This is a genomic window from Streptomyces sp. F63 (genome assembly GCF_018070345.1).
GTDB lineage: Bacteria > Actinomycetota > Actinomycetes > Streptomycetales > Streptomycetaceae > Streptomyces.
The window spans coordinates 213579-238024 of the sequence record NZ_JAGPXX010000005.1; the positions used below are offsets into that span (position 1 = coordinate 213579).

The 24446-nt window shown below is 71.0% G+C and carries 21 protein-coding genes; 6 read left to right on the forward strand and 15 right to left on the reverse strand.

Annotation, left to right across the window (positions count from 1 at the left end):
- Positions 1 to 3 precede the first annotated feature (3 nt).
- The 6 genes from KBZ10_RS08325 to KBZ10_RS08350 all read right to left on the reverse strand — a co-directional run bounded on the left by KBZ10_RS08325 (position 4) and on the right by KBZ10_RS08350 (position 8431).
- Positions 4 to 243: a hypothetical protein gene (locus KBZ10_RS08325; protein WP_210986860.1), complete on the reverse strand. Its 240-nt coding sequence runs from the start codon at positions 241 to 243 to the stop codon at positions 4 to 6.
- Complete coding sequence (gene gatA, locus KBZ10_RS08330; RefSeq protein WP_210986861.1) at positions 240 to 1733, reverse strand: Asp-tRNA(Asn)/Glu-tRNA(Gln) amidotransferase subunit GatA; 1494 nt, start codon at positions 1731 to 1733, stop codon at positions 240 to 242. The genes KBZ10_RS08325 and gatA overlap by 4 nt, the downstream gene beginning before the upstream one ends.
- Position 1734: 1 nt before the next feature.
- On the reverse strand, positions 1735 to 2031 hold the full coding sequence (gatC, locus tag KBZ10_RS08335) for an Asp-tRNA(Asn)/Glu-tRNA(Gln) amidotransferase subunit GatC (protein ID WP_019709903.1): 297 nt from the start codon (positions 2029 to 2031) through the stop codon (positions 1735 to 1737).
- Positions 2032 to 2356: 325 nt separating this feature from the next.
- Complete coding sequence (locus KBZ10_RS08340; RefSeq protein WP_282107787.1) at positions 2357 to 4801, reverse strand: bifunctional diguanylate cyclase/phosphodiesterase; 2445 nt, start codon at positions 4799 to 4801, stop codon at positions 2357 to 2359.
- Positions 4802 to 5054: 253 nt separating this feature from the next.
- Positions 5055 to 7262 carry an NAD-dependent DNA ligase LigA gene (gene ligA / locus KBZ10_RS08345; RefSeq protein ID WP_210986862.1) on the reverse strand — a complete coding sequence of 736 codons (2208 nt, stop codon included), beginning with the start codon at positions 7260 to 7262 and terminating at the stop codon, positions 5055 to 5057.
- A gap of 155 nt (positions 7263 to 7417) precedes the next feature.
- Positions 7418 to 8431 (reverse strand): methionine synthase, encoded by a 1014-nt coding sequence (locus KBZ10_RS08350; RefSeq protein WP_210986863.1) that lies wholly within the window; start codon positions 8429 to 8431, stop codon positions 7418 to 7420.
- Positions 8432 to 8920: 489 nt separating this feature from the next.
- Between KBZ10_RS08350 and KBZ10_RS08355 the strand changes: the two genes are divergently transcribed.
- The 3 genes from KBZ10_RS08355 (at position 8921) to KBZ10_RS08365 (ending at position 13039) form a co-directional block, all read left to right on the forward strand.
- Positions 8921 to 10402, forward strand: a complete 1482-nt coding sequence (locus KBZ10_RS08355; RefSeq protein ID WP_210986864.1) for a streptophobe family protein — start codon at positions 8921 to 8923, stop codon at positions 10400 to 10402.
- 271 nt (positions 10403 to 10673) lie between these two features.
- On the forward strand, positions 10674 to 11372 hold the full coding sequence (locus KBZ10_RS08360; protein WP_307847289.1) for a response regulator transcription factor: 699 nt from the start codon (positions 10674 to 10676) through the stop codon (positions 11370 to 11372).
- A 65-nt stretch (positions 11373 to 11437) separates the two neighbouring features.
- On the forward strand, positions 11438 to 13039 hold the full coding sequence (locus KBZ10_RS08365; protein ID WP_307847277.1) for a HAMP domain-containing sensor histidine kinase: 1602 nt from the start codon (positions 11438 to 11440) through the stop codon (positions 13037 to 13039).
- Positions 13040 to 13433: 394 nt separating this feature from the next.
- Here KBZ10_RS08365 and KBZ10_RS08370 read toward each other — a convergent pair whose 3' ends face one another.
- Positions 13434 to 14123, reverse strand: coding sequence for an SDR family oxidoreductase (locus tag KBZ10_RS08370; RefSeq protein ID WP_210986867.1), 690 nt, complete (start codon positions 14121 to 14123; stop codon positions 13434 to 13436).
- Positions 14124 to 14347: 224 nt separating this feature from the next.
- Between KBZ10_RS08370 and KBZ10_RS08375 the strand changes: the two genes are divergently transcribed.
- The gene (locus KBZ10_RS08375) at positions 14348 to 14689 is read left to right on the forward strand and encodes a DUF427 domain-containing protein (RefSeq protein ID WP_210986868.1); all 342 of its coding nucleotides are present in this window, start codon (positions 14348 to 14350) and stop codon (positions 14687 to 14689) included.
- 3 nt (positions 14690 to 14692) lie between these two features.
- On the opposite strand, the gene KBZ10_RS08380 is transcribed toward KBZ10_RS08375, so the two are convergent.
- The 6 genes from KBZ10_RS08380 to KBZ10_RS08405 all read right to left on the reverse strand — a co-directional run bounded on the left by KBZ10_RS08380 (position 14693) and on the right by KBZ10_RS08405 (position 20581).
- Positions 14693 to 14899 carry a hypothetical protein gene (locus tag KBZ10_RS08380; protein ID WP_210986869.1) on the reverse strand — a complete coding sequence of 69 codons (207 nt, stop codon included), beginning with the start codon at positions 14897 to 14899 and terminating at the stop codon, positions 14693 to 14695.
- A 650-nt stretch (positions 14900 to 15549) separates the two neighbouring features.
- Positions 15550 to 15672: a hypothetical protein gene (locus tag KBZ10_RS29995; protein ID WP_282107788.1), complete on the reverse strand. Its 123-nt coding sequence runs from the start codon at positions 15670 to 15672 to the stop codon at positions 15550 to 15552.
- Positions 15656 to 15913 (reverse strand): hypothetical protein, encoded by a 258-nt coding sequence (locus KBZ10_RS08390; protein ID WP_210986870.1) that lies wholly within the window; start codon positions 15911 to 15913, stop codon positions 15656 to 15658. The genes KBZ10_RS29995 and KBZ10_RS08390 overlap by 17 nt, the downstream gene beginning before the upstream one ends.
- Before the next feature lie 693 nt (positions 15914 to 16606).
- Positions 16607 to 16879, reverse strand: a complete 273-nt coding sequence (locus tag KBZ10_RS08395; protein WP_210986871.1) for a hypothetical protein — start codon at positions 16877 to 16879, stop codon at positions 16607 to 16609.
- Between the two features lie 583 nt (positions 16880 to 17462).
- Positions 17463 to 19703, reverse strand: coding sequence for a SpvB/TcaC N-terminal domain-containing protein (locus KBZ10_RS08400; protein ID WP_210986872.1), 2241 nt, complete (start codon positions 19701 to 19703; stop codon positions 17463 to 17465).
- Positions 19704 to 19870: 167 nt separating this feature from the next.
- Complete coding sequence (locus KBZ10_RS08405) at positions 19871 to 20581, reverse strand: ATP-binding protein (RefSeq protein ID WP_210986873.1); 711 nt, start codon at positions 20579 to 20581, stop codon at positions 19871 to 19873.
- 558 nt (positions 20582 to 21139) lie between these two features.
- On the opposite strand from KBZ10_RS08405, the gene KBZ10_RS08410 reads away from it, so the two are divergent.
- Both KBZ10_RS08410 and KBZ10_RS08415 read left to right on the forward strand, forming a co-directional pair.
- Positions 21140 to 22003 (forward strand): helix-turn-helix transcriptional regulator, encoded by an 864-nt coding sequence (locus tag KBZ10_RS08410; protein ID WP_210986874.1) that lies wholly within the window; start codon positions 21140 to 21142, stop codon positions 22001 to 22003.
- Between the two features lie 2 nt (positions 22004 to 22005).
- The gene (locus KBZ10_RS08415; protein ID WP_210986875.1) at positions 22006 to 22215 is read left to right on the forward strand and encodes a DUF397 domain-containing protein; all 210 of its coding nucleotides are present in this window, start codon (positions 22006 to 22008) and stop codon (positions 22213 to 22215) included.
- Positions 22216 to 22303: 88 nt separating this feature from the next.
- Here the strand turns inward: KBZ10_RS08415 and KBZ10_RS08420 are convergent, their stop codons facing one another.
- Together KBZ10_RS08420 and KBZ10_RS08425 are read right to left on the reverse strand one after the other, a co-directional pair.
- The gene (locus tag KBZ10_RS08420; RefSeq protein ID WP_307847280.1) at positions 22304 to 23134 is read right to left on the reverse strand and encodes an RloB family protein; all 831 of its coding nucleotides are present in this window, start codon (positions 23132 to 23134) and stop codon (positions 22304 to 22306) included.
- Positions 23131 to 24423, reverse strand: a complete 1293-nt coding sequence (locus tag KBZ10_RS08425) for an ATP/GTP-binding protein (protein ID WP_210986876.1) — start codon at positions 24421 to 24423, stop codon at positions 23131 to 23133. The genes KBZ10_RS08420 and KBZ10_RS08425 overlap by 4 nt, the downstream gene beginning before the upstream one ends.
- Positions 24424 to 24446: the final 23 nt, after the last annotated feature.

Here is a 24446-nt window from a genome sequence, read left to right on the forward strand (position 1 = left end):
CTCTCAGCCCAGCAGGACGTCGTCGTCGCCCAGGCGGCGCAGCTCGCGGACGAGGACGGCCACACCGGTGACGATGGCGGCGGCGGAGACCACCGCGTCGGCCAGCATCAGCGTGTCGTTCTCGCTCCGGGCGGTCCTCACCTGCTTCAGCACGCTGACGGCGCCGAAGAGTGTGGTGCCGATGGACAGATAGGTGCCGGCCTTGGACTTCTTGAAGCCCTTGGCCTTGGCGAAACTGCTCATAGTGCGGGTGCCTCCTCCAGCAGCGGGTGCCCCCAGCGGGCGGTGAGCGCGGCCTCGACCGCGGCGCCGACCCGGTAGAGCCGGTCGTCGGCCATGGCGGGCGCGATGATCTGCAGCCCCACCGGGAGCCCGTCCTCCGGCGCCAGGCCGCAGGGCAGGGACATGGCGGCGTTGCCGGCCAGGTTCGTCGGGATGGTGCACAGGTCGGCGAGGTACATGGCCATCGGGTCGTCCGCCCGCTCGCCGATCGGGAAGGCGGTGGTCGGTGAGGTCGGCGAGACCAGCACGTCCACCTGCTCGAACGCCTTCTCGAAGTCCCGCGTGATGAGGGTGCGGACCTTCTGCGCGGAGCCGTAGTACGCGTCGTAGTAGCCGGAGCTGAGCGCGTAGGTGCCGAGCATGATGCGGCGCTTGACCTCGGCGCCGAAGCCCGCCTCGCGGGTCAGGGCGGTGACCTCCTCGGCGGAGCGGGTGCCGTCGTCGCCGACGCGCAGGCCGTAGCGCATCGCGTCGAAGCGGGCCAGGTTGGACGAGCACTCCGAGGGGGCGATCAGGTAGTACGCGGCGAGCGCCTTGTCGAAGGACGGGCAGGAGATCTCGGTGACCTCGGCGCCCAGCTCGCGCAGCAGCTCCACGGACTCGGTGAACCGCTGCATCACGCCGGCCTGGTAGCCCTCGCCGGCGAACTCCTTGACGACGCCGACCCGCAGGCCCTTCACCTCGGCGCTGCGGGCCGCCTCGACCACCGGCGGGACCGGCTTGTCGATGGAGGTCGAGTCGAACGGGTCGTGCCCGGCGATCACCTCGTGCAGCAGGGCCGCGTCCAGGACCGTGCGGGCGCAGGGGCCGCCCTGGTCGAGGGAGGAGGAGAAGGCCACCATGCCGTAGCGGGAGACGGCGCCGTAGGTCGGCTTGACCCCGACGGTGCCGGTCATGGCGGCGGGCTGGCGGATGGAGCCCCCGGTGTCCGTGCCGATCGCGAGCGGGGCCTCGTACGCGGCGAGGGCGGCCGCGGAGCCGCCGCCGGAGCCGCCGGGGATGCGGGTCAGGTCCCAGGGGTTGCCGGTGGGGCCGTAGGCGCTGTTCTCGGTGGAGGAGCCCATCGCGAACTCGTCCATGTTGGCCTTGCCGAGGATGACGACGTCCGCGTCCTTGAGACGCTTCACCAGCGTCGCGTCGTACGGCGGCAGCCAGCCCTCCAGGATCCGGGAGCCGACGGTGGTGGGGACGCCCTCGGTGGTGAAGATGTCCTTGAGTGCCAGCGGGACGCCGGCCAGCGGGCCGAGCGCCTCGCCGCGCCCCCGCTTCTCGTCGACGGCGCGGGCCTGGGCCAGCGCGCCCTCACGGTCGACGTGGAGGAAGGCGTTCACCTTCTCGTCGACGGCCTCGATCCGGGCCAGATGGGCCTCGGTCACCTCGACGGCGGTGAGGGTGCCGGAGGCGATGGCGGCCGCGGTCTGTGCCGCGGTCAGCCTGGTCGGGTCGGCCATGTCAGTCCTCCCCCAGGATCTGCGGCACCTTGAAACGCTGCTGCTCCTGCGCGGGGGCTCCGGAGAGCGCCTGCTCGGGGGTGAGTGACGGGCGGACCTCGTCGGCGCGCATGACGTTCGTCAGCGGCAGGGGGTGCGAGGTCGGCGGTACATCCTCGTCGGCCACATCGGAAACGCGGGCGACCGCGCCGATGATCACGTCGAGCTGTCCGGCGAAGTGGTCGAGCTCTTCGTCCTTCAGCTCAAGACGTGACAGCCGGGCGAGGTGGGCGACCTCCTCGCGCGTGATGCCAGGCATTCAGCGATCCTCAGGGGTTGGTGTGTGGGTTATCCGGCCAATCCTATGGCGGTCGGCGGGTCCGGGGCGAAACCCCTTGGCGCGGGCCGCCGTGCGGGGCCCGCGGTGCGGCCCCGGCAGGGCACGCGGGCCCTCGCCCCCGGGAGCCCGGACGGGCGCCGCAAGCCGGAACGGGCCACCGCCCTCCGGGGCGACGGGCGCGGGGAGGTGTGCCGCCGCCGGTGGTCCGGGACGGCGAAGCACCCGGCCCCGGCCGCGGGCACGGGGACGCGGCCCGGCGCCGGGGCCCGCGGTTCCCGGCGCCGCCGGGTCGGCGGCCCGTCCCTCAGGTGACCCGTTGCCCCGACGGCCGGTCGGCGCCCTCCGGTGGGGCGCTCCGGGTCGCGGAGCGGGGGCACTCCGTCCGTTCCGGAGTGGCGCCGGGAGCGGACGCCGCCGCCAGTTCGGGACGGACGGACTCCGGGCGGGCCGGGTCCGCCCGGCGGGAGTCGGAGCGCGCCGGGTCGGTACGGGCCGGATCGGGACGCGCCGGGTCCGGAAAGGCCGCGTCGGAGCCGGCCAGCGGCTCCGCGCGGGCCGGTTCCGCGCGGGCGGCCGGTTCCGCGCGGGCGGCCGGTTCCGCGCGGGCGGCCGGTTCCGCGCGGGCGGGCGGTTCCGCGCGGAGGGAGGACTCGGACCGCACCGGCAGCTCGGGGCGGACCGGCTCGGGACGGGCGGCCGGCTCGCCGCGGTGCCAGCCGCCCTCGCCCCGCAGCCGCAGCCAAGCCGTGGTCTCGTCCGGCGGCATCGCGGCGGCGACCAGCCACCCCTGGACGGCGTCGCAGCCGAGGTCCCGCAGCCGTTCCCACGTCTCGTCGTCCTCCACTCCCTCCGCGACGACGAGCAGCCCGAGGGAGTGGGCGAGGTCGACGGTGCAGCGGACGATCTCCGCGTCCTCGGTGTCGACGGCGAGCCGGGCGACGAAGGACCGGTCGATCTTGAGTTCGCTGACCGGCAGCCGGCGCAGGTGCACCAGTGAGGAGTAGCCGGTGCCGAAGTCGTCCAGGGACATCTTGACGCCGTGCCCGGTGAGTCCCGCGAGGGTGTCCGCCGCACGCTGCGGGTCCTCCAGCAGGACGTGCTCCGTGATCTCCAGCTGGAGCGCGGACGGGGGGACGCCGTGCCGGGCGAGCCGGGCGGCGACGGAGCCGGCGAAACCGGGGGTGTGCACGTCGCGCGGCGAGACGTTCACGGCGACCGGCACCATGAGGCCCTTCTCGCGCCAGGCGGCGACCTGGCGGAGGGCGGTCTCCAGGACGTACTCGGTCAGATGGGGCATCAGCCCGGAGGACTCGGCGATGGCGATGAACTCGTCGGGGCTGACCCGGCCGCGCTCCGGGTGCACCCAGCGCACCAGCGCCTCCAGGCCCCGCACCCGGCCGTCGAAGCCGACCTTCGGCTGGTAGTGCAGTTCGACGTCGCCCGCGTCCAGGGCGCGGCGCAGATCGCCGAGGAGGCCCAGCCGGTCGGGGGTGTTGCCGTCACGTTTTGCCTCGTAGACCTCGCAGCCGCTGCGGTCCCGCTTGGCCTGGTACATCGCCACGTCGGCGCGGCGCAGCAGGTCCTCGGCGTCCAGGGCGTGGTCGGGGAAGACGGCGACGCCGGCGCTGGCCTCCAGGACGAGGGTCAGCCCGTCGAGGTCGAGCGGCGAGCCGAGTTCCCCGACGAGCTGGCGGGCGGTGCGCTGGGCGCTGGTGGTGGAGTCGGCGACGGGCAGCAGGACGGCGAACTCGTCGCCGCCGAGGCGGGCGGCCTCGGCACCGGGCGGCAGGGCGAGCCTGAGCCGCTCGGCGATCTGCAGCAGCAGCCGGTCCCCCGCGAGGTGACCGAGGGTGTCGTTGACGGACCGGAACCGGTCGAGGTCGATCAGGACCAGCGCGGCACGGGCGCCGGCGCGCTCCGCGTCGTCCAGCGCGGACCAGGTGCGCTCCAGCAGCCACTGGCGGTTGGGCAGGCCGGTGAGCGGGTCGCGCAGCTGTTCCTCGGCGCGGGCGCGGGCGATCCACAGGGTGGAGTCGAGAGCGATCAGCGGCACGGAGAAGAGCGGCAGGAGGACGGGCATCTCAACGGCGACCACGCAGATCAGCGGGGCGATGCCGAGCAGGGCGACGCCGACGAGGGCCTGCCGGACGAGGGCCGTCCGGGCGGCACTGGGCAGGCCGCCGATGCGCGGGGCCGTGCAGTACCACAGCAGGACCCGGGTGACCAGGAGATAGCTCACGGCGGCCAGCAGGAGTTCGGGCAGGACGAGGACGTCCCACTCGGACGGTTTCCAGGGCCGCTCCACCGAGGGGAAGACCCCGAATCCGGCGAGCACCAGCGCGGCGGCCCCGATGCCGAGGATGTCGACGGAGCCGTGGAGCAGCCCCTGTCTCCAGCGCTGGTGCCGGGCGGCGCTGACCAGGACCACCACGGCGAGGCTGACCAGGACGGCCGGCACCCAGCCGTAGAGCAGCAGCACGGCGAGGGTGAGGGCGGCGCCGGAACCGGTGCCGCCCCACCAGCGGTCGCGGCCGAGCGCCACGAGATGGCCGACGATGATGCCGGTGAGAAGAGCCAGCGACCAGCCGGCGGCGCCGGAGGGGAAGAGCGCCCTCCCGCCCAGCAGCACCCGGCAGACGCCGGCGGCCAGCGCGCACGCGGCCACGGCGACCGTGGCCATCGGCAGCAGCGCGGGCGCGGTGACCCGGCGTCCCCCTGACGCCGCGTCAGCGCTGTCGGTCGGTTTCATTCCCGTCCTCTCACAGCCGGCGGTGCCCGTCCCGTCCGGGCCGGCCCGGGGTGGACCACGGCCGGGCGCCCGGTGGCACCGGGCCCGGTGCCGTCGCCTACGAGTTCCCACCGCACGGCCGCGCACGGCGGGCGCACACCCTCAACAGTAGGCTGCCCGGCCGCCGGACGGGCAGCGATCCGCAGGGGTTGCCCGAATGCGGACCAGGCACACCCAAGCGTCTGGTATGCGCCGAACGAGTGTCATGTGACGGCTACTCGGCGGACGTCTGTGCGACTTCACGAGCCTCCTCGGGACCTTGTTCGAGGAGAACGGCGAACCCCTCCTCGTCCAGCACGGGAACCTTGAGCTGGACCGCCTTGTCGTACTTGGAGCCGGGGTTGTCACCTACCACGACGAACGCCGTCTTCTTGGAAACGGAACCGGTGACCTTCGCCCCGCGGCTCTGCAACGCTTCTTTCGCGCCATCTCTGGTGTGCGTGGAGAGCGTGCCCGTGACGACAACGGTGAGTCCCTCCAGCGGACGGGGTCCCTCGTCCTGGCCGGATTCCTCCGCCATCCGCACCCCGGCGGCCCGCCACTTCTCCACGATCTCGCGGTGCCAGTCCTCGGCGAACCACTGCTTGAGCGACGCGGCTATGGTCGGCCCGACCCCCTCCACGGCCGCCAGCTCCTCCTCGTCCGCCTGGGCGATCCGGTCCAGCGAGCGAAACTCGCGGGCCAGCGCCTCGGCGGCGACGGGGCCCACATGGCGGATCGACAGGCCCGTGATGATCCGGGCCAGCGGACGCTCCTTGGCCGCGGCGATGTTCTCCAGCATGGCGAGGGTGTTCTTCTTCGGCTCGCCCTTCTGGTTGGCGAAGAAGGTGACGACCTTGGGCTCGCCGGTCTTCGGGTCCCGCTTGGGCAGCCCGGTGTCCGGGTCGAGGACGTGGGACGTGATGGGCAGCAGCTGCTCCACCGTCAGGTCGAAGAGGTCGCCCTCGTCGCGCAGCGGCGGCTCGGCCGGCTCCAGCGGCTGGGTGAGGGCGGTGGCCACCACATAGCCGAAGTTCTCGATGTCGAGCGCCTTACGGCCCGCCAGGTAGAACACGCGCTCGCGGAGCTGCGCGGGGCAGGCGCGGGCGTTGGGACAGCGGAGGTCGATGTCGCCCTCCTTCATGGGGCGCAGCGGCGTGCCGCAGTCGGGGCACTCGGCGGGCATCAGGAACTCCCGCTCGGTGCCGTCCCGCAGGTCCGTCACCGGGCCGAGGATCTCCGGGATGACGTCCCCGGCCTTGCGCAGCACCACCGTGTCCCCGATGAGCACGCCCTTGGCCTTGACCACCTCCTGGTTGTGCAGGGTGGCGAACTCGACCTCCGAGCCGGCGACGGTGACCGGCTCGACCACGGCGTACGGCGTGACCCGCCCCGTACGGCCGACACCGACCCGGATGTCCACCAGTGTGGTGTTCACCTCCTCGGGTGCGTACTTCCAGGCAATGGCCCAGCGCGGCGCGCGCGAGGTGGAGCCCAGCCGGCCCTGCAGGGGCACCTCGTCGACCTTGACGACGACGCCGTCGATCTCGTGCTCCACGGAGTGGCGGTTCTCGCCGTAGTACGCGATGAACTCGCGGACCCCGGCGAGGGAGTCCACCACCCTGGCGTGCGGGGTGGTGGGCAGGCCCCAGGCGCTCAGCAGGTCGTAGGCCTGCGACAGCCGGTCGATGGAGAAGCCCTCGCGGGCGCCGATGCCGTGCACCACCATGTGCAGCGGGCGGCTCGCGGTGATCTTCGGGTCCTTCTGGCGGAGCGAGCCGGCGGCGGCGTTCCGCGGGTTGGCGAACGGCGGCTTGCCGGCCTCCACCAGGCGGGCGTTGAGCTCGGTGAACCGCTCCATCGGGAAGAAGACCTCCCCGCGGATCTCCACCAGGGCGGGAACGTTCTCGCCGCTCAGCCGCTCGGGGACGTCCGCGATGGTGCGGACGTTGGGGGTGATGTCCTCGCCGGTGCGGCCGTCGCCGCGGGTGGCGGCCCGGGTGAGCCGGCCGTGCTCGTACGTGAGGTTGACCGCGAGGCCGTCGATCTTGAGCTCGCAGAGGAAGTGGTACTCCGTGCCGTCCAGCTCGCGGGCGATGCGGTCGCCCCAGGACTCCAGTTCCTCGTCGTCGAAGGCGTTGTCCAGGCTGAGCATCCGCTCGCGGTGCTCGACCTCGGTGAACTCCGTCTCGTACGCCCCGGCCACCTTCTGGGTGGGCGACTCGGGCGTGCGCAGCTCCGGGTACTCCTCCTCCAGCGCCTCCAGGGATCGCAGCAGCCGGTCGAACTCGGCGTCGCTGACGACCGGGGCGTCCTTCACGTAGTAGCGGAAGCGGTGCTCCTCGACCTCCTCCGCCAGCCGCTGATGCCGCTCCCGGGCCTCCGGGGGCACCGCCGATCCCGTCTCCGCGACCGCCTGCGCCGCCTGCTCCTCACCGGCCACCGTGCCGTCCTCCCGTCGCCGCCGTACGCCGCCCGCCCTGTGCGGTCGCCGTCTCCGTCCGCCGTGCCGTCATGCCGCCGTGCCGTGGTGCCGCCGGGCCGTCGTGCCGTCCATCCCCGTACCGCTCGGCCGTCGCCCGCACCCCGCCCCGGCCGTCACTCTGGGTTGTCCGCGAGCGACTGCGCCGCCCGGGCGCAGTGCGCCAGCGCCGAGCGCGCGTAGGCCGGTGAGGCACCGGCGAGACCGCACGACGGGGTGACCGCCACGGACGTGGCGAGACTCCCCGGCGACAGCCCCAGCCTGCGCCACAGCGTTCTGACACCCATGACACTAAGGGCGGGGTCTGACAACGCGGTGCCGGTGCCCGGCACGACTCCGGCGAAGAGCGCCGTCCCTCCCTCCACTGCTTCCCCGATCGCCTCCTCGTCACGCTCGGTGAGCAGGGAGAAGTCGAACGAGATTCCGGTCGCCCCCGCCCGCCGCAGCAGCGCGAACGGCACCTCGGGCGCGCAGGAGTGCACGATCACCGGCGCGCCACCGGCCGCCGCGAACACCTCGCGGAGCGCCCCCTCGACGACGCCCCGGTCCACGGCGTTGTAGGTGCGGTAACCGCTGGCCGACCGCACCCGGCCGCGCAGCACCGGGGTCAGCGACGGCTCGTCGAGTTGGAGGACGACCTCGGCGCCGGGCACCCGCCGCCGCACCTCCGCGAGATGGCCGCGCAGCCCCTCGGCGAGCGAGGCGGCCAGGTCGCGGCCGGCCCCGGCGTCGCTCAGCACCGCCTCGCCGCCGCGCAGTTCCAGTCCCGCCGCGAGCGTCCACGGGCCGACGGCCTGCACCTTCAGCGGCCCCTCGAACCCCTGGGTGAACTCCTCCAGCGCGTCGAGGTCCTCTCCCATCCAGGAGCGGGCGCGCCGGGTGTCGCGGCCCGGGCGGTCGCTCAGCCGCCAGCCGCTGGGCTCGACGTGCGCGTACAGCTCGGCCAGCAGCCCGATGGTGCGGCCCAGCATGTCGGCGCCCGGGCCGCGGGCGGGCAGCTCCGGCAGATGGGGGAACGCCTCCAGGGAACCCGTAACCGTCTTCGCCGCCTCGCGCGCGTCGCCGCCGGGCATGGACCCAACCCCGGTCGCGGCCGCCGTACCCCAGATGAACCTGCTCTTCTCGCTCACGCGGTGAAGCGTACGAGACGGGCCCTCGCGGGCCGGGGGAGCCCGGGGCGGGCGGCCCGGCCGCCGGCGCGGGCCGGGCGCTCGGTGACCGGGGCGCACCGGCCCGCACCCGCTGCTCCGCTCCCTGTGCCGGCACGGGAGGACGAGCCCTCCGGTGGTGGCCGGCGGAAAGCCGCGGCGCCGGAGCCGGTGCGGTCCTGGGAACTGTCCGGGAATCGGGCCGCTGCCCGGCCTGCGTGCCCCTCGCTCCTGTGCCGGTCTCCCGCCAGTACTCAGGAATCTCTCAGAACCTCCCGTGAACGTGACAGCCGGGCGCGCCAGTCTGTGCGGGTTCACCCGGCACGAGGCGTCCCCCCGGGACGGCACCGCGTGCTTCCCCCGAACGAAGCGGAGTGTTTCCGTATGGCTGTCACCACACCCCGGCTCCGGAGCAGGCCCGGTCCCGGTCCGCGGTCCGGCACGGCGAATCCGCGGTCCGGACGCCGCACCGTGGTCCGGTTGACCGGCCCGTGGGGCAACTTCCTGGAGGGGGCGGCGGCCGCTCTGTACGCGGTGGCGGCCATGGTGGCGGTGTCCGCGCTGGCGCTGACCCTGCTCGACGCGGGATCCGTCGGATCACTGTGGTCCTTGGCCTTGGCCGTGACAGCCATGGCTGTCGGCGGCTCGGTGAGCGTGCGTTCGGATGTCTCCACAGGCGCGGGCGCCGACGCGATGGGCGGTATGGCCGCGCTGTTCGGCGGCGGCGGTGGTGGCATGGGGCCTTCGGTGAGCGGTGCGGCCGGTGTCGTCCCGCTCGGAGTCACGCTGGCCGGCGCCGTCGTCCTGTGGACCGCGTTCTCCTGGCGGCTGCGGCACCGGCGGCAACTGCGGTTCACCGCCGGTGAGCTGGTCCTGCGGGCGGGAGGAACGGTGACCGCCGCGCTGCTCGCCCTCGTGATCGTGGCCGCCCTCGCCCGGGGATCGATCGACCTGCCCGCGTCGGCGACAACCTTGCTGACGGGGACCGGCGGAGGCGCGTCCGCCGGGGACACCGGTGCCGGGGGCGGTGGTCTCGGTGATCTCCTCGGTGGCGGGAGCGGTGGCCCGAGTGGTCTCCTGGGCGGAGCGGAACCGGCGATGACCTACCGCGTGAGCACGGGATCGGCCGGCATCGGGGCCTTGCTGTGGACGGCCGTCGTCATCGGCACAGGATGCCTGATCAGCCGCCGGGCGCGGCTGCCGCTGGGGGGGCCGCTGGACCGGCTGCGCACCGTCTGGGGCGGGAGCCTCTCAGCCCTCGTCCGCACGGCCCTCGTCCTCGCGGTCGTCCTCGCGGTCATCGGCGCGGTCGTCGGCGCGGTCGCCAGTGGCCGGGGCGGGTCGGCGGCGGGCGCCGCGCTGTTGCTCGCCCCGAACGCCCTGGCGGTGTTCCTCTCCCTCGGCGTCGGTTCCCCGTGGACGGCCGCAGTGCACCCGGTGCAGAGCGGTGGTGGCGGCAACCCCCTCGCCGAGGCTCTCCTGGGGGGCATGGGGGGTACGGGCGGCGGGCAGCCCGACCGTACCGAACATCTGAGGTCCCTGTCGGCGGGCGGATGGCCGCTGTGGTTCGCGGCCCTCGCCGTGACCGGCCTGATCCTGCTCGCCTGTGCCCACCGGGCCGCCCGGGCGGCGCACCGGGGCTCCGGCCCCTCGCTTCCGCCCTTCTCCCAGCGGGGGTTCTCCGGGCACCTCGGTATGGCCGGGCGGTTCGGGGCCGTCACCGCCGTCGTCCTGAGCACGGGCGCCTGGGTGGCGGGGGCGTCCGGGCACTTCGGCATCAGCGCGTTCGGCAGCGAGATGGGGGGAACGCAGGCCGGGTTGAGCGGCGGCGTGCTGCTGACGGTCGTGTTCGGGCTGCTCGCCGGCACTCTGGCCGGGTTCGCCGGAAGCCTTCTGGCCGCGGTGCGCGGCGACCGCGGGAAGCGGGAGGAAGTGACGGCCGGCCGTGGGTGACGGCGGAAACCCCTTAACGGCAGGGGGAGAGCGACAGGGGTGCGCCGTGACGGCAGGCTTTACACAGCCCAGACGGTCCGCTTTCGTACCCTGTCGGCAGGATCCGTGTTGTGCCGGCCACGCGGGCCGCGCGCCTTCCGCCCCGTCCCCGCGTCCGTCGGGCCGGGAGCGCGTTACCGGTCGTCTGGAGGCCCCGTTGACCCCTGCTGAGCACCCTGTCCGGTTCGGCGCCGGCGTCGGAAGCGCCCCCGGCGCGGCGGCCGCCACGGACGTGAACCTGCTGGTCGTGGAGGACGAGCCGACCGTGCGGGAACTGCTGTGCGCGGCGCTGCGGTACGCCGGTTTCACGGTCGCCGCGGCCGGGACGGGCCAGGAGGCCCTGGACCGTGCGCGGGAGGTGTCGCCGGATCTGGTCCTGCTCGACGTGATGCTCCCCGACCTGGACGGCTTCGAGGTGATCCGCCGGTTGCGCGAGGGGCACCGCCCGGCCGTGGCGCCCGGTAGCGGGCACGTCCCGGTCGTGTTCCTCACCGCCCGTGACGCGACCCGGGACAAGATCGAGGGCCTGGTGCTGGGCGGCGACGACTACGTGACCAAACCGTTCGACCTGCAGGAGCTGATCGCCCGTATCCGTGCCGTGCTGCGCCGCACCGGCGGCGACCCCACCGCCCTGCTGCGCGTGGCCGATCTGGAGCTCGACCCCGACGGTGTCCAGGCGGCCCGCGCGGGTGAGCCGCTGCGCCTGTCGCCCACCGAGTTCCGGCTGCTGCACTACCTGATGACCAACGCCGGGCGCACGGTCTCGAAGCCGCAGATCCTCCAGCGGGTGTGGGACTACGACTTCAGCGGCGACACCGGCATCGTCGACACCTACATCAGCTATCTGCGCCGCAAGATCGACAACGGCGGCCCGAAGCTCATCCACACCGTGCACGGCGTGGGCTATGTGCTGCGCGGGCCGAAGCCGTGACCGGATGCCGGCGTCGTCGCGTCCGTGCGCTGTGGGCACGGGCGTCCCTGCGCAGCCGTGTACTGGTGCCGGCCGTCGCCCTGCTGGCGGCCGGTTTCACGGCGTTCGCCCTGGTCACCGGAAACGCCCTGCGCGACTACATGGAGGACCGCGTCGACGCCCAGCTCCGCACCGCCGCAACGGTATTCGCCCTCGTGCCGCCCACCGTGGCCGAGCACGGAGCCGATCAGACGCCGTCGGCGAACCTCGCCGGCCTCGGCACGGACCTCCTCGGCAACCCCGTCATCACCTACGTCGCCGGGGACGGCACCATCGAGAGCAGCATCGACTCCCTCGCGGGGCACCGGGACGGGGACGCCCGGGGCCCGGCCCTCCCCCGGCTGGACACGGCCGCGGTAACCGCCCGCGGCGGCCGCCCGTTCACGGTGGGAAGCACGCAGGGCGGGACACGCTGGCGGGTGATCGCCGTGCCGCGGGCGGAGCGTGCCGCACTGCCGGGGACCGGGGTCGGGAAGCCGGCCGGCTCCGGCAGCGTGGTCGTGGCGACGTCGATGGACCAGGTGGACGGCACGGTGAGCCGAATGTGGCAGAACTACCGGACCACCGGCCTGGGTCTGCTCGCCGTCCTGGCCGTGGCCGGCTGGTTCGCTGTCCGGTCCGGACTGCGTCCGCTGTCCCGCGTGGAGCAGACCGCCGCCGAGATCGCGGGCGGTGACCTCTCCCGCCGGGTACCCGAACTGGCCGGCCCCAGGACGGAGCTGGGCCGCCTGGCGGCCGCGCTGAACGGCATGCTCGGCCAGCTGGAGACCGCGTTCGCCGCCCGCGCCGAGTCGGAGGCGCGGATGAGCCGTTTCGTCGCCGACGCCGGCCACGAGTTGCGCACCCCGCTCGCCGGCATCAAGGGCCTGACCGGCCTGCACCGCATGGGCGCGCTCACCGGACGCGAGGACATCGAGGCCACGATGTCCCGCATCGCCCGTGAGTCCGAGCGCCTGGCCCGGCTCATCGAGGACATGCTCCTGCTGGCCCGCCTCGACGAGAACGCGCTGCGGACCACGGGGAGCCCGGCCGGTACCCCCATGCCCGGAAGTCCTGCCGGTTCCCGCCCGCCCGGCATCCCGCCCGGCCTCGACCTCGCACCCGCCGACTTGCGCACCCTCGCCGCGGACGCCCTGCACGACGTACGCGCCCTGGACCCGGCCCGTGCCGTCACGCTCACCGGCCCGGGCGGCCACGGACCGCCCGCCCCCGCCCCGGCCCTCGCCGACGAGGCCCGGCTGCGCCAGGTCGTCACCAACCTGGTGGGCAACGCCGTCGCCCACACACCGCCCGGCACCTCTCTCCGGATCGGTGTCGGCACGGCCGGCGACCACGCCGTTCTGGAAGTCGCGGACGAGGGCCCGGGCCTCACCCCGGAAGAATGCGTCCACATCTTCGAGCGCTTCTACCGCGCCGACACCTCTCGCAACCGCGCCACCGGCGGCGCCGGCCTCGGCCTGTCCATCGTCCGTTCCCTGGTCACCGCCCACGCGGGACACGTCGAGGTCGACTCGGTCCCCGGCCGGGGCGCCACCTTCCGGGTCCTTCTCCCGCAACACAGCGACCGGCACGTGCCGTCGGGCACGACGGAATCCGGCGCTCCCCCGGGGACTGCCGCCCTCACCTGACCCGGACCTCTCATCGGGGCGGTCCCGGCGGTGTGCCATGACCTCCCCGTCGAGGGAAGCGAGGCCACGCCCGGCCGTACCGGACACCGCAGCGGCCCACTACGCCCACCGGGCCCGCGGCGCCGCCACGCCCTGAAGGGCAAGGTGGGGCCGGGCGTCAGGCCGCGAGCGCGGGGGCGTCCGACGAGGGCGGTCCGGCACCGGACTCCGCCCGGCCGCGCGGGCGTGCGGGCGTGCGGGCGTGCGGGCGTGCGGGCGTGCGGGCGTGTGGGTGTGCGGGCGCCGACGGCGGCGAAACACCTCGGCGCGGAACGCAGGGTGACGTGACGTCATCCCACCGCTGGGTCAGGCCGATCCGGGACCAGCGGAGAGCTGCTGCGCCGGCGCCCGGCGCTCAGTGGCCGGGGCGCACCGACAGGTCGGTGACCTCCGCGTCCCGGGGCAGGGTGAGCGCCGTGAGGACGGTGGTGGCGACCGACTCCGCCGCGATCCAGCGCCCCTGTTCGTACGTCTTCCCCTCGTGCTGGTGGACCTTCGCCTGCATGGGCGTGGCGGTGCGGCCCGGGTAGACGGAGGTGACGCGCACGCCGTTGCCGTGCTCCTCGGCGCGCAGGGAGTCGGCGAGCGCCTTCAGCCCGTGCTTGCTCGCCGCGTACGCGGACCAGTCCGGATTCGCGCGCAGCCCCGACCCCGAGTTGACGAAGACGACGTGACCGCGCGACAGCCGGAGCTGCGGCAGCAGCAGCCGGGTCAGCTCGGCGGGCGCGACGAGGTTGACGGCGAGCTGCCGGTTCCACGCCTTGGGGGTCAGCTCGCCGACCGTGCCGAGGTCCACCACCCCGGCGGAATGGACGATCGAGTCGAGCCGCTCCGGCACCTCCTGGTGGCTGAGCGCCCAGGACAGCTTCTCCGGTGCGGCGAGGTCACCGACGAGGGTCCGCGCCCCGGGGAACGCCCTCTCCAGTTCCCGGGCCCGTCCGGCGTCCCGCGCCAGCAGCCACAGCTCGTCCCCGCGCTCGTCCAGCCGCCGCGCGACGGCGGCCCCGATGCCCGATCCGGCCCCTGTGATCAGATGTGCAGTCATGGGCCCAGCTTGCCGCACGGGCGGCGGACGGCGGCGGACAGCCGCTCTCCGGCCGCCGGGGGCGCCGGGCCTTCACCGAGCAGCCGGGGCGCCGGTCCGCTGGGCCTGCGGGGAAGAAGGGACGCGGCCGGCTTGCTGTCACAGGACGAGAGCCGGGCGGGACAGCGGCTGGCTGGGCCCGCCCCACAACCCCACGGCCCGCAGCCCCACACCAAGGAGACACCGTGACCGCAGGACACCGCATCACGATCGAACAGGGCACCGAGCACGTCCGCGTCACGCACTCCGGGCAGGTGCTGGCCGAGAGCCGCCGCCCGTTGCTGCTCCGCGAGACCGGCTGCCCGGTCCGCTACTACCTCCCGCCGGAGGACGTCCGCACGGACCTCCTCACCCCGTCGGACACCAGCACGCACTGCCCCTTCAAGGGCGACGCCTCGTACTGGTCCCGCCCGGACGCCCCGGACCTGGTGTGGGCCTATCCGAACCCCAAGCCCGAAGTGGCGCGGATCAGGGACCACTTCTGCTTCTACGAGACCGAGGCCGTGACCGACCGCCCGGATTGCTGACCGTCAATGCGTGATGTCGTCGTGCTGGACGCGCCGGAGGCCGATTCCGGCGAGGTATCCGTAAAGGACATCGTGGCGGTACCGGAGCCCGGGCGAAGCACGCCGGACCGCGATAACCAGGTCGTCCGTGTCGGCGAAGGCACGATTGGCCACCGTGGTGCACCACAGCACGGACCAGAGGTCTCCACGAACTTGAAATCGGTTGCCCACGGCGGCAGTTCGTAGACGGTAAGCCGACTCCTGTTGGCAATGTAGCGGCGCATCCCGGCCGTGAAGGCGGGTGTTGCGATGGTCCCGGACCAGCACGACCGGCGCGCGCGTTTCAATCAGTCCGTGGGCATACGAGAAAGCTCCCCGTCATACGACCGTGTTTTCATCGGCGTTGCTTTCAACCAACCGCTCCCATCCCGCTCCCATACCTGGGCGGTGATGCTCGATCGTTTCCCCGCCCGATCCGAAGTGATTCCGGCCCTCCATCCAGTGGTGAATACCATCCTGTCGCCACTACGCCCCCGCACCGGCGCACTGAACCTCTACGACAAACCCAGAAGATCCGGTAGAACCATAAGTATTCCCAAGATGATCCACCCCGCTGCCACCCCGCGAAGCGTTCTGGAGGTGGCCGTACCACTCCACGGGATGAGACGAACGAAGAAGCTATGAAGCCGGTCCGCGCTCTCCCGACAATTCAGTACAAGAACGCAGCCGGCAACGAAGAAGAAGGTCGCGGTTACCCACATACCAATCACAAGAGATGCTCCATTTTTCCGCGACTCAACTGGGACCCCCACATGCTGAGGTTGAACTCGTGATGGCGGGCGGCTCGGCGATCAGACCGGTCTCGGTGAGGCAGCCGTCGATCAGGCAGGGCGATATCGGATCTTCTTCAGCTTGCGTTTCATGACACGGACGAGGTGGTCGAGGCCGGCGGCGACGAAGTTCTCCAGCGACCGCATGGCCAGGTAATCACCGGAAGAGTTCAATGAGTTCCACTACCAGACCCACTGTTCCGATCATGGCAATGCCCGCGCCCACCACTCGCAAGGTGCCAGGGGTGGCAGGTCCCACGAACACGACTCGCGAGAAGTAGCCAAAGAGACGATAGGTGATGTCTGCATAGTTCAGGACGATTATCAATCCATAGGTTACAAATAGAGCGAACAGGACAATGGAGAACACTGCTCCGCCTGTTGGCGAACCTGCAATGGACACTGCATCACTCACGTCGACACCTCGCTGCGCACACAAAGAGAATCGACCCCAGGGAGTCCTCTCGAATAGTTATGGCAGTCCGTCATCTCGCCCACGGTGTCTGCGACTATGACAGCCAGCCAGGATCCGAGACCACCGCCAGCTCCACGCTTGGCGTCTCGAACCATGCCGCGAAGCCCGGAAAAAGAGTCGGCATCTTAGAACGCCATCACAATCCCACCTGCCATGCAAATCATTCCTAGGGCAATGAAACCCACCCCCAGGAATCGCATCAGCAGCCGAGTCTCACGTTCACCACGGGGAGAGAACCCCAACATGACTCTGTTTTCATTTACCACCCTCACCCCCGACTTCTTCTCATGCACAAGATGCCGAATGCCAAGAATGACGAAGAGCCCTCCGATCCCAAAGAAGAGGGTAAATTCCCCTGCCGGGGAGAGTCCCTCCTTCGCTGAATAATTGAACTTCTCCCCGAATTGCCGCAACAATCGCACCGATTCAACCATTCCACGAGGTACGTGTAGGACTACCCGCCGGATACGTCAATCACGTACACGTCGCCTCCCGATTCAATTCCAACCCTCCACCAGTGAGACATTGGAATCACGCGAGCCTCCCTTAAATTCGAAGACCCGGATTACGTCCGAATCTGACAGGTAACGTGAGGCAGGAATTGATCTCGGGAATGGCTATAATGTGCGCCGGTCACCCGAAAGTCAGTTTGTAGGCGGCGAAGACTGAGACGCCGATTCCGATCGACCCAATAACACCCCCGAACAGTCTTACAAGGTTATGCGATGCCGTCCCGGAACCTCCAGGTGTAATCCTCTCGATGAAGTCGAAAAGTACAATGGCGCAATTTCTGTAATCGAAGGCGAGGGCCAACCCTATTGGAGCTGCCAGCAATCCCCAGATGAGACGAAATGTGTACCCGTCGGATTGTGAGGTTGCGGTTATTAGGGTGTTGATATCTGCCATTCGAGTGACTTCCTGTGGTGGCGGCTTGCGCTGCGGTGCCGGGAAGATGTTTGCAGGGTTTGTTCTGGAGGGGGTGGTTCGTACATCGTCGATTCATTCCAGGAGGCACTTCTTAACATGCCCTGATTCACCAATTGGGAAGAGTGAATAGGGGGTGGACTCCGGTAACTCCAACGCCTCCGTTCCCCTCGATTCCGAGACCCAACCCTCCGCCCACCATACCTGTATGGACTATGTCCCTTCTGTTGTTTCTGGTCCCGAAAGTGCCTCTGTGGCTGGCGAAAACACCGGGGCCGTATCCTACGGACCCGCCCAATCCGGCAGCCTCGCCTCTGATTTGCTGGAAGCTGTCGGCGTTGCTTTTCAGTATTCCAACTCCTAGGGAGATTCCGGCTCCTGGGCCTGACTGGTGCTCAAGAGTCCCGCTGAGTCGTAGGCGTGGGAGACCAGATAGGCCGTGCCCGACTGCAGGGTCCTCCCGCGTAGGAGGTGGAGGTGGCGGGCAGCCCCTTGCCCTTCGTCGCGGTGTCGTAGGTGTGGGAGGTGATCAGGGTCGTGCCCTCGCGGGTCTCGACCAGGCGGTTCAGGGCGTCAGCGTGATGTCCGGATCGTTGCCGTAGGCCTTGCGCTGGACATAGTCCAGCCACAGGGTGCCGTCGACCGGCCCGGACGGGTTGGTCAGGGCGTACTTCATCTGGTACTGCATCACCAGCGACCACGGTGCGGCGTTGTCGTCGCGCACATAGGTCTTGATGTCCCACAGCATGTCCTCGACGAAGAACGTCGGGAAGTACGTCTTGCCGGCGCAGTGGTAGTCGGAGGCTGTTCCGTCACAGCGCAGGTCCAGCGGGACGTCCGGATACGAGGTGGGTGAGGAGTCGATCGTCGGGCAGGCCGGCGGCGGGTTGTCGAGCGGGTTGTCCTCGCTCATCCGCTCCGCGCACCGGTTCACATGGCTGAACTCGACCTTCGCGGGCAGCTGCCCGTCGCCGGTCTGGGAGGACCAGCCGTACTGGATCTCGTCGATGTAGCCGCCGGAGACGTAGCTGCGGGCCTGGTCGGTGTTGGCGACGGAGCGGTAGTGGTTGTACTCCTTGTCGTAGAAGTAGATCGACTCCACTTCATTGCCGTCGACCACCCGGTCCACGTTCCAGCGCCAGGCCTGGGTGCAGGGCTCCGGGAACTGGCCGTGGCACGGCTCCCCCACGTCGTTGCCGACCACCGGCACCGTCCACACCGACCCGGTGCCCGTGCCGGTGCGCTCACTGCGCCCCCAGCCGAAGTAGTAGCGGGTGCCGTCCTGGTGGGAGACCACCCAGTACTCGTCATCCGCGCCGTGACCGCCGAACATGCGCTGCACCCGCCAGCCCGGATCGTCCTGGACGTGGTAAGAGCCGGTGCCGTCGTTGTCCTGGATGAGCTGAGAGCTCACCCCGCCGAGGTTGATCACGTAGACCGCGCCCGACGGCTCCAGCGTGCTGTTGGGTGAGTCCCAGCACAGATCACCGATCGTCGGCAGCCCGTCCTGGGTGCAGTTGCGGTATCGCCGCTCGATGAACCCCGTGTTGAGGTCCCAGCCCATCCCGGCCCAGGACGCCTGATTGTTGGAGGCCGAGGTCCGCCCGTCCACCGACTGCGAGTTGTAGTTCAGCGCCACCTGGGGTGCCGAACCCATCGGCGGCTCGGGCACGGCGACCGGGACCTGGTAGGTGAAGGCTCCGGAGCCCACCGACACATCCCAGGAGCCGGACTGGCCCAGCGGGGACGCCCGGTAGTCGCCGGTGTCCGAGGACGATCCCGAGGTCAGCGCGTATACCGTGCCGCCGGACGTCGCCGTCTCCGACACCGGCCTCGCGGCGCCCAGTTGCGGCGTCATCCCCCCGTCCGTGCCGGTGGCCGGATCCGCTTCGGCCTGCACCGTCGCCGTGATGAGCCCCTTCGCGGTGTCGTTGTCCGCCACCACGGATTCGCGGGTCGTGCAGCCCTCGGCCTCCGGGGTCGTCAGCGCGCACTCGGGCATGCGCACCAGCCGCAGCCGGGACGCGAAGTCACCGCCGTAGGCGTGACGGAACACCGAGTAGTCCAGAGAGATCTCCACCTGCCCCGGCTGGGCGACACCATCGGTACGGGTCAGGCGGACGCCGAGGCCGACACCGCCGCCGGGCGCCACGGCGGCGTGATCGAGCACCTCCACCCGGACCCGCTCCGGGGAGCGTTCCCCCGTACCGCCGCTGCCGGACTCCGTGCCGGACGGAGAGGCGGTCGCCGTGGGAGCCGGGGACGCGGAGGATGACGGGGGCGGGGTGGCGGCTTCTGCCGTTGCGGGCACTTCTGCCGATGCCGATGCCGATGCTGTGGGTGTCGTCTCGCCGGAAGGTGACGCAGCCGGTGATGCGGACTCCGGGGACGGCTCCGGTGCGGACGTGGCCGAGGCGGTCTCCCCCGTCACGTCTTGCAGCGGGCCCAGCTGGACCGCTGGGCCTCCCGGCGCGCCCTCCGCCACGGGCGCAACCGACACCAGCTCGGTTCCCTCGGCAGCCGCGGTTCCCGTCGCGGCCAGCGAGGAGGAGGACGCCTCCACCACCGTGCCCGGCTCTCCGGGCGCGGCGCCCGACAGATCGACGAGCACTTCCCCGGCCACCGGCCAGACCGGTTCGGGCAACGGCTTCTGAGTCCGCTCCGCCGCCTGCGCGGGCACCTGCCCGTGCGGCTGCGCCGGCACGTCCGGGGAGTCCACGCCCTGCGTCACGGCCACCGCTGACGGACTGAAGGTAACCGCCGACAGCAGCACCGCCAGCATCGCACCCGCCAGCGCCAGCGCCATGGAACGCGAACGACCGGATATCCGACCGGAGAACAAGAGCCACACCCTCCCCGGGCCACCGGATACCCGAACCTGACACGGGAAGACGAGAGAGCAGCCCCATCGGCCGCAGAAGAATCAGCCAGGTTGGCTCGATCTCGTCCGTGGCGGCGGCGACACTACGGTGATCACACCGGCGTGTACAGGCAGACAAGAGTGGACACAAGCGGCCGAACAGGCTTCACCCGCCCATCACATTCACGCAACGCCGACCACGTTCTCTCCACGACACCGCCAAAGAGCCGAAGTGAGCCACGCGCTTCCCGGCGGCCCCGGCACCCCGGCAACGGCGGCTTCGCGCCACTTGCCGGCACCGGTCTCCGGAGCGAGACCACGGCGGTGCCCCGCGGTGAAGCAAGCCGCCACACAAGCCCAAGGCGCCCGCGCGGACCGGCGACTTCACCGGGCCGTACGGATCCGGCCACGACGGCTGAACCCGTACGGCGATCGCTGCGGCCAGGCGAACGCCTGTCAGGCCGCGAGCGCGGGGCCTCGGGAGACGGCGGTCCGGCGCCGAGGATCAGCTCGAACCAGATGCTCTTGCCGACGGAGCCCAGGGCCGGCTCCTCCGCACAGCAGTCGCCCCACGCGTCGGCGAGCAGATCGAGGATCAGCAGCCCTCTCCCCCGCTCGGCGTCCGCCGCCACCGGCCCGACGGGCACCCGCGGCGCGGGGAACTCCGGGCACGGATCGGAGACGCTGACCCGGAGAATCGGCGCCGCCCAGCGCAGCAGCACGGCGGCGGGGCCCTTGGAATAGCGGACGGCGTTGGTCGTCAGCTCGGAGGTCAGCAGCTCGGCCCGGTCGGCGAGTTCGCCGAGGTGGTGCGCGGTCAGCACGGCCCGCAGCGTCGCCCGCGCGACTCCGGGGCCGCGGGGATCCCCGGAAAAGCGGAGGGCGTACTCCCACGGGCCGGCGAACGGAGTGGGCACCGGGTACGGGAGCGGGGGGACGGCCCCCGGGGTCTGCGGTGCTTGTACGGGGCGGGCTGACAAGGGGAGCTGAGATTCGGGGTTCACGGGCACCTCCTTGTGCGGTGGCATGAGTGACGGCCTGCGCTCGAACGCGGTGTGGTCGGGGTACGACGCGCGCCGCTCCATGAGGTCGGGGCGGCGCTGTACGGCCGTCGTCGGGTGTGGGTCGCTCCATGTCCCCTGGCAGCCCGGGTCGGGATTCGCCGTGGCCGCCTGCGGTGGCTCGCCGCCTGGCCTGGGCCCGTGGCCGACGGTGCGCTTCCGGTGGGCGGGGATGGGGAGTTGAGTGGCGCGCCTCACACCGTAGAGCACTATCGGCTCACTCATGAGCCAATGTCCACGAACGAGTGAATATGAACTTCTTTCACTGGTATGCCGTTTCGACGGCCTGCCACACTGCATCGCACTCACGGGAGAGGACACATGGCCGCACGAAACGCTCCAACCGGCCGCCAGCGCCGCTTGGCCACCGAACTCCGCCGCATGCGCGAGCAGGCAGGGATCTCCATTCAGGAAGCCGCCTCGATGCTGGGCGCGGACCGCACGATGATCTCCAACATCGAGGCCGGACGCACCACGGTCAGCGAGGACCGGGTCCGGCAGCTCGCATGCCACTACAAGTGCCCGAACGAGGCGCTGGTGGACGCCCTGGCCGACATGGCGGCGAGCCGGCGCACCAAGCACTGGTGGACGGAATACCGGGGCAAGCTGCCCGACGGACACCTGGACGTATCCGAGCTGGAGCACTACGCGACGCGCATCCGGACCGCGCAGACCGTGCACCTGCCGGGCCTGCTCCAGACGGAAGACCACGCCAGGGCCATCTTCGAACTCACCGTGCCGAAGCTTCCCCGCCTGGACGTCGAACTCCGGGTTGCGCATCGCATGGCTCGCCAGAATGTGCTCGTGGGGGACAACCCCATGCCGTACACGGGCCTCGTTCACGAGGCCGCTCTGCGGCTGGGGTTCGGAGGCCGAGCCGTCGCCCGAGCCCAGCTCCGACGACTGGCAGAGGCGGCGGAACAGCCCAACGTCACCTTGTTGGTCATCCCGTTCAGCGCCGGGGGCTTCCACGGAGCCGGGCAGTCGATCCTGTACGCGGAGGGCCCCGTGCCACAGTTGGACACCGTCCAGCTCGATACCGCCCTGGGAGCCAACTTCGTTGATGCGCCCACGCCGTTGGCGAACTATCGTTCTCTACTGGACCTCATGGAGCAGTCCGCGCTCTCTCCCGGCGACTCCCGGGAACTCATCCGCTCTCTGGCACACACGTTCCGAGGGGACTGACAGTGGACGCACTCGACTGGAAACGCTCGTCCTTCTGCGGCGGCGGCGGCAACAACTGTGTGGAGATAGCCATCTGCGACCAGGACCGCATGGCCGTCCGGGACAGCGTTCACCCGGCCCGGACCATCAGGGTGAGCCGCGCAGCGCTCACCACCTTCATCGCGGGAGTGAGGAACGGAAGGGTGAACCGCCCGCCGGTCTCCTCCGTCTGACGACCGCGCGCCCAGTGCAGTCAGCCCCGGCCCTCACCAGCCTCGCCGCCTGGCGGTCGGCAGAAAGAAACTCGCGCTCCGCGGCTCGCTACCCTCTGCCCTCCACCACAGTTCCGAGGCCAAGGCTGGCCAGGAGCCGCCAGACGTCGGTGGACGGGTCGCGCTTCAGTGGATCGCATCCGGCGGCGTGCCCGGTGCGCTCGGTCCACTCGGCGTACTTCTCCCCTCCCTTGGCGGGGATCGGCTGGATCTTCCCGATGCGGTCCGCGGAGCAGCGGCCGCTGGGGCACGCCTTCACCAGCTTCCTGGCGTTGCGAACAGCAGTGGTCTCGCGGCCGAGGAGGGCATTTCCCCGCTCGTCGTTGAGGCCCTTGCCCCGGTCACCGGACGCCTTGTCGTAGTCCTTGAAGCCCTTGGCGTCCCGGTGCCGGCGCAGTCTGTCCTTCACCTTCTCGTCGTGGCCGTGCTCCTGACTGGTCCAGTGCTGGAAGTGGAGCAGCAGCCACAATTCGAAGGACGGGTGCGACAGCGCCACTTGGACACCTCTGTCGGCGGCCAGTCGCATGGCGTCGGGGATCTTCCGGTCACGGTTGTCGTCCGCGTCCCGGTCGAAGAGCGCCCACTTCTCGTCCTCCGGGCCGGCTTCCTTCAGCGTCTGCTGGACCGTTTCCACGGGGTCCAGGCCGTTGCCGTGCCCCGGGTGGCAGTACTTCAACCGAAAGCTTTTGTCCCGGCCGTAGGTCTTGTTCAGCAGGCTGATGTAGTCCGGCTCGGTCCTGGAGCCCTCGCAGGCCACGTACACCACGCGGTTCGACTTGTCGCCGTACGAAGCGGGCGGACGGCGCAGCGCGTGAGACGCCCCACTCCGGTCCCGGCGACGTCTGTTGCGCTTGTCCTGTGCCCTGTCCCCCTTGCTCACGCTGTCGCCTTCAGCTCCTCCGCGAACCGGACCGCTTCCCTCGCAATCTCCCCGGCGGTCAGCCGGGGAATGCCACCGTAGTGGCCGTGGAGATAGCGGCGTTCCAGGTTGTCGTCCTTACGGGCCTTGCGCGCCGCAGTGAGCGGGTACAGCTCACTCTCCCCGATGGCGCTCTTGTGCGTGATCCAGACCTGATCGCGATCCAGCGGGCGCTCCACCACGGACGGCCCGAGCAGGGTCGCGTCGTGTGTGGTGAAGACGAGTTGGGCGTCGTGCGGATTGGCCTCGCGGTCCTGGAAGAGGCGGATCACCTCGGCCGCCAGCAGGGGGTGAAGGCTGGAGTCGAGTTCGTCGACGAGCATGACGCCGCCCCGGTCGAGGAAGTGCAGCAGCGGGCCGAGGAAGGCGAACCAGGCGTGGGTGCCGAGGGATTCCTGGTCCGCGAAGTCCATGGGCTGTTCCGAACCGTCCGCCGCCCGGTGCAGTAGTTGCAGTTCACCGGTCTCGGGATCGGTGGTGAGGCCCGTGATGCCCAGGTCCGCGACGGCCAGCATGCGCGCGATGCGTTCCCGCAGTCTCTTGTCGTCCCCAGCGGCTCCGGTGAGGAGTTCGCGAGTCCAGCGCGTGCGGGCGGAGAGGTCGTCTCCGGGAGCCAGCAGCCAGACGTTTTCGCTGAACCACCGGTGCACGGCGGCGAGCTGGGAATGGTTGAGGGTGGCACCGACGGTGAGGAACAGCGCGTTCGGCCGGGTGCTCTCGGCCAGTTCTTCCTTGCGGCCCTTGAGGCCCGTACCGGGGAATCTGAACTCGCCGCCCTCTTCCTCCGGTCGTCCGGCCTCGCGGTCGAACCACACCTGGCGGCGGCCGGAGGGGTAGGCGTGCAGCCACTCCGCCTCGACCCGTTCGTCCGACAGCTCAAAGCCGTAGGTGTAACGCACCCGCCTGCCGCGCGGGCCCAGCAGCAGCTCGACCTCGAAGAGACTCGTCTCCTCGCGCGCCTCCGGGTCGAGCGCGAAAGGTTCACGTGGGACCCGCTCCGGGTGTTTGCCCCAGTCGGCGAAGGATTCCCGTACCGCGCTGCGCATGAAGCGCAGGGCGCTGAGGGTGTTCGACTTACCCGAGGCATTCGCCCCGAAAATGCCGACCACGGGCAGCACTGAGACCGGCTTGCCATCCACCCGGGCACCGGTGTCGCGCTCCGTGCCCTCGTTGAACTCCGTGGCCACCAGCGACAGCTCTTGCTCGGTCCGGATCGAGCGGTGATTGGCCACCCTGAAGCTGAGCAGCACGGCCGACCTCCTCACAGGGCGGT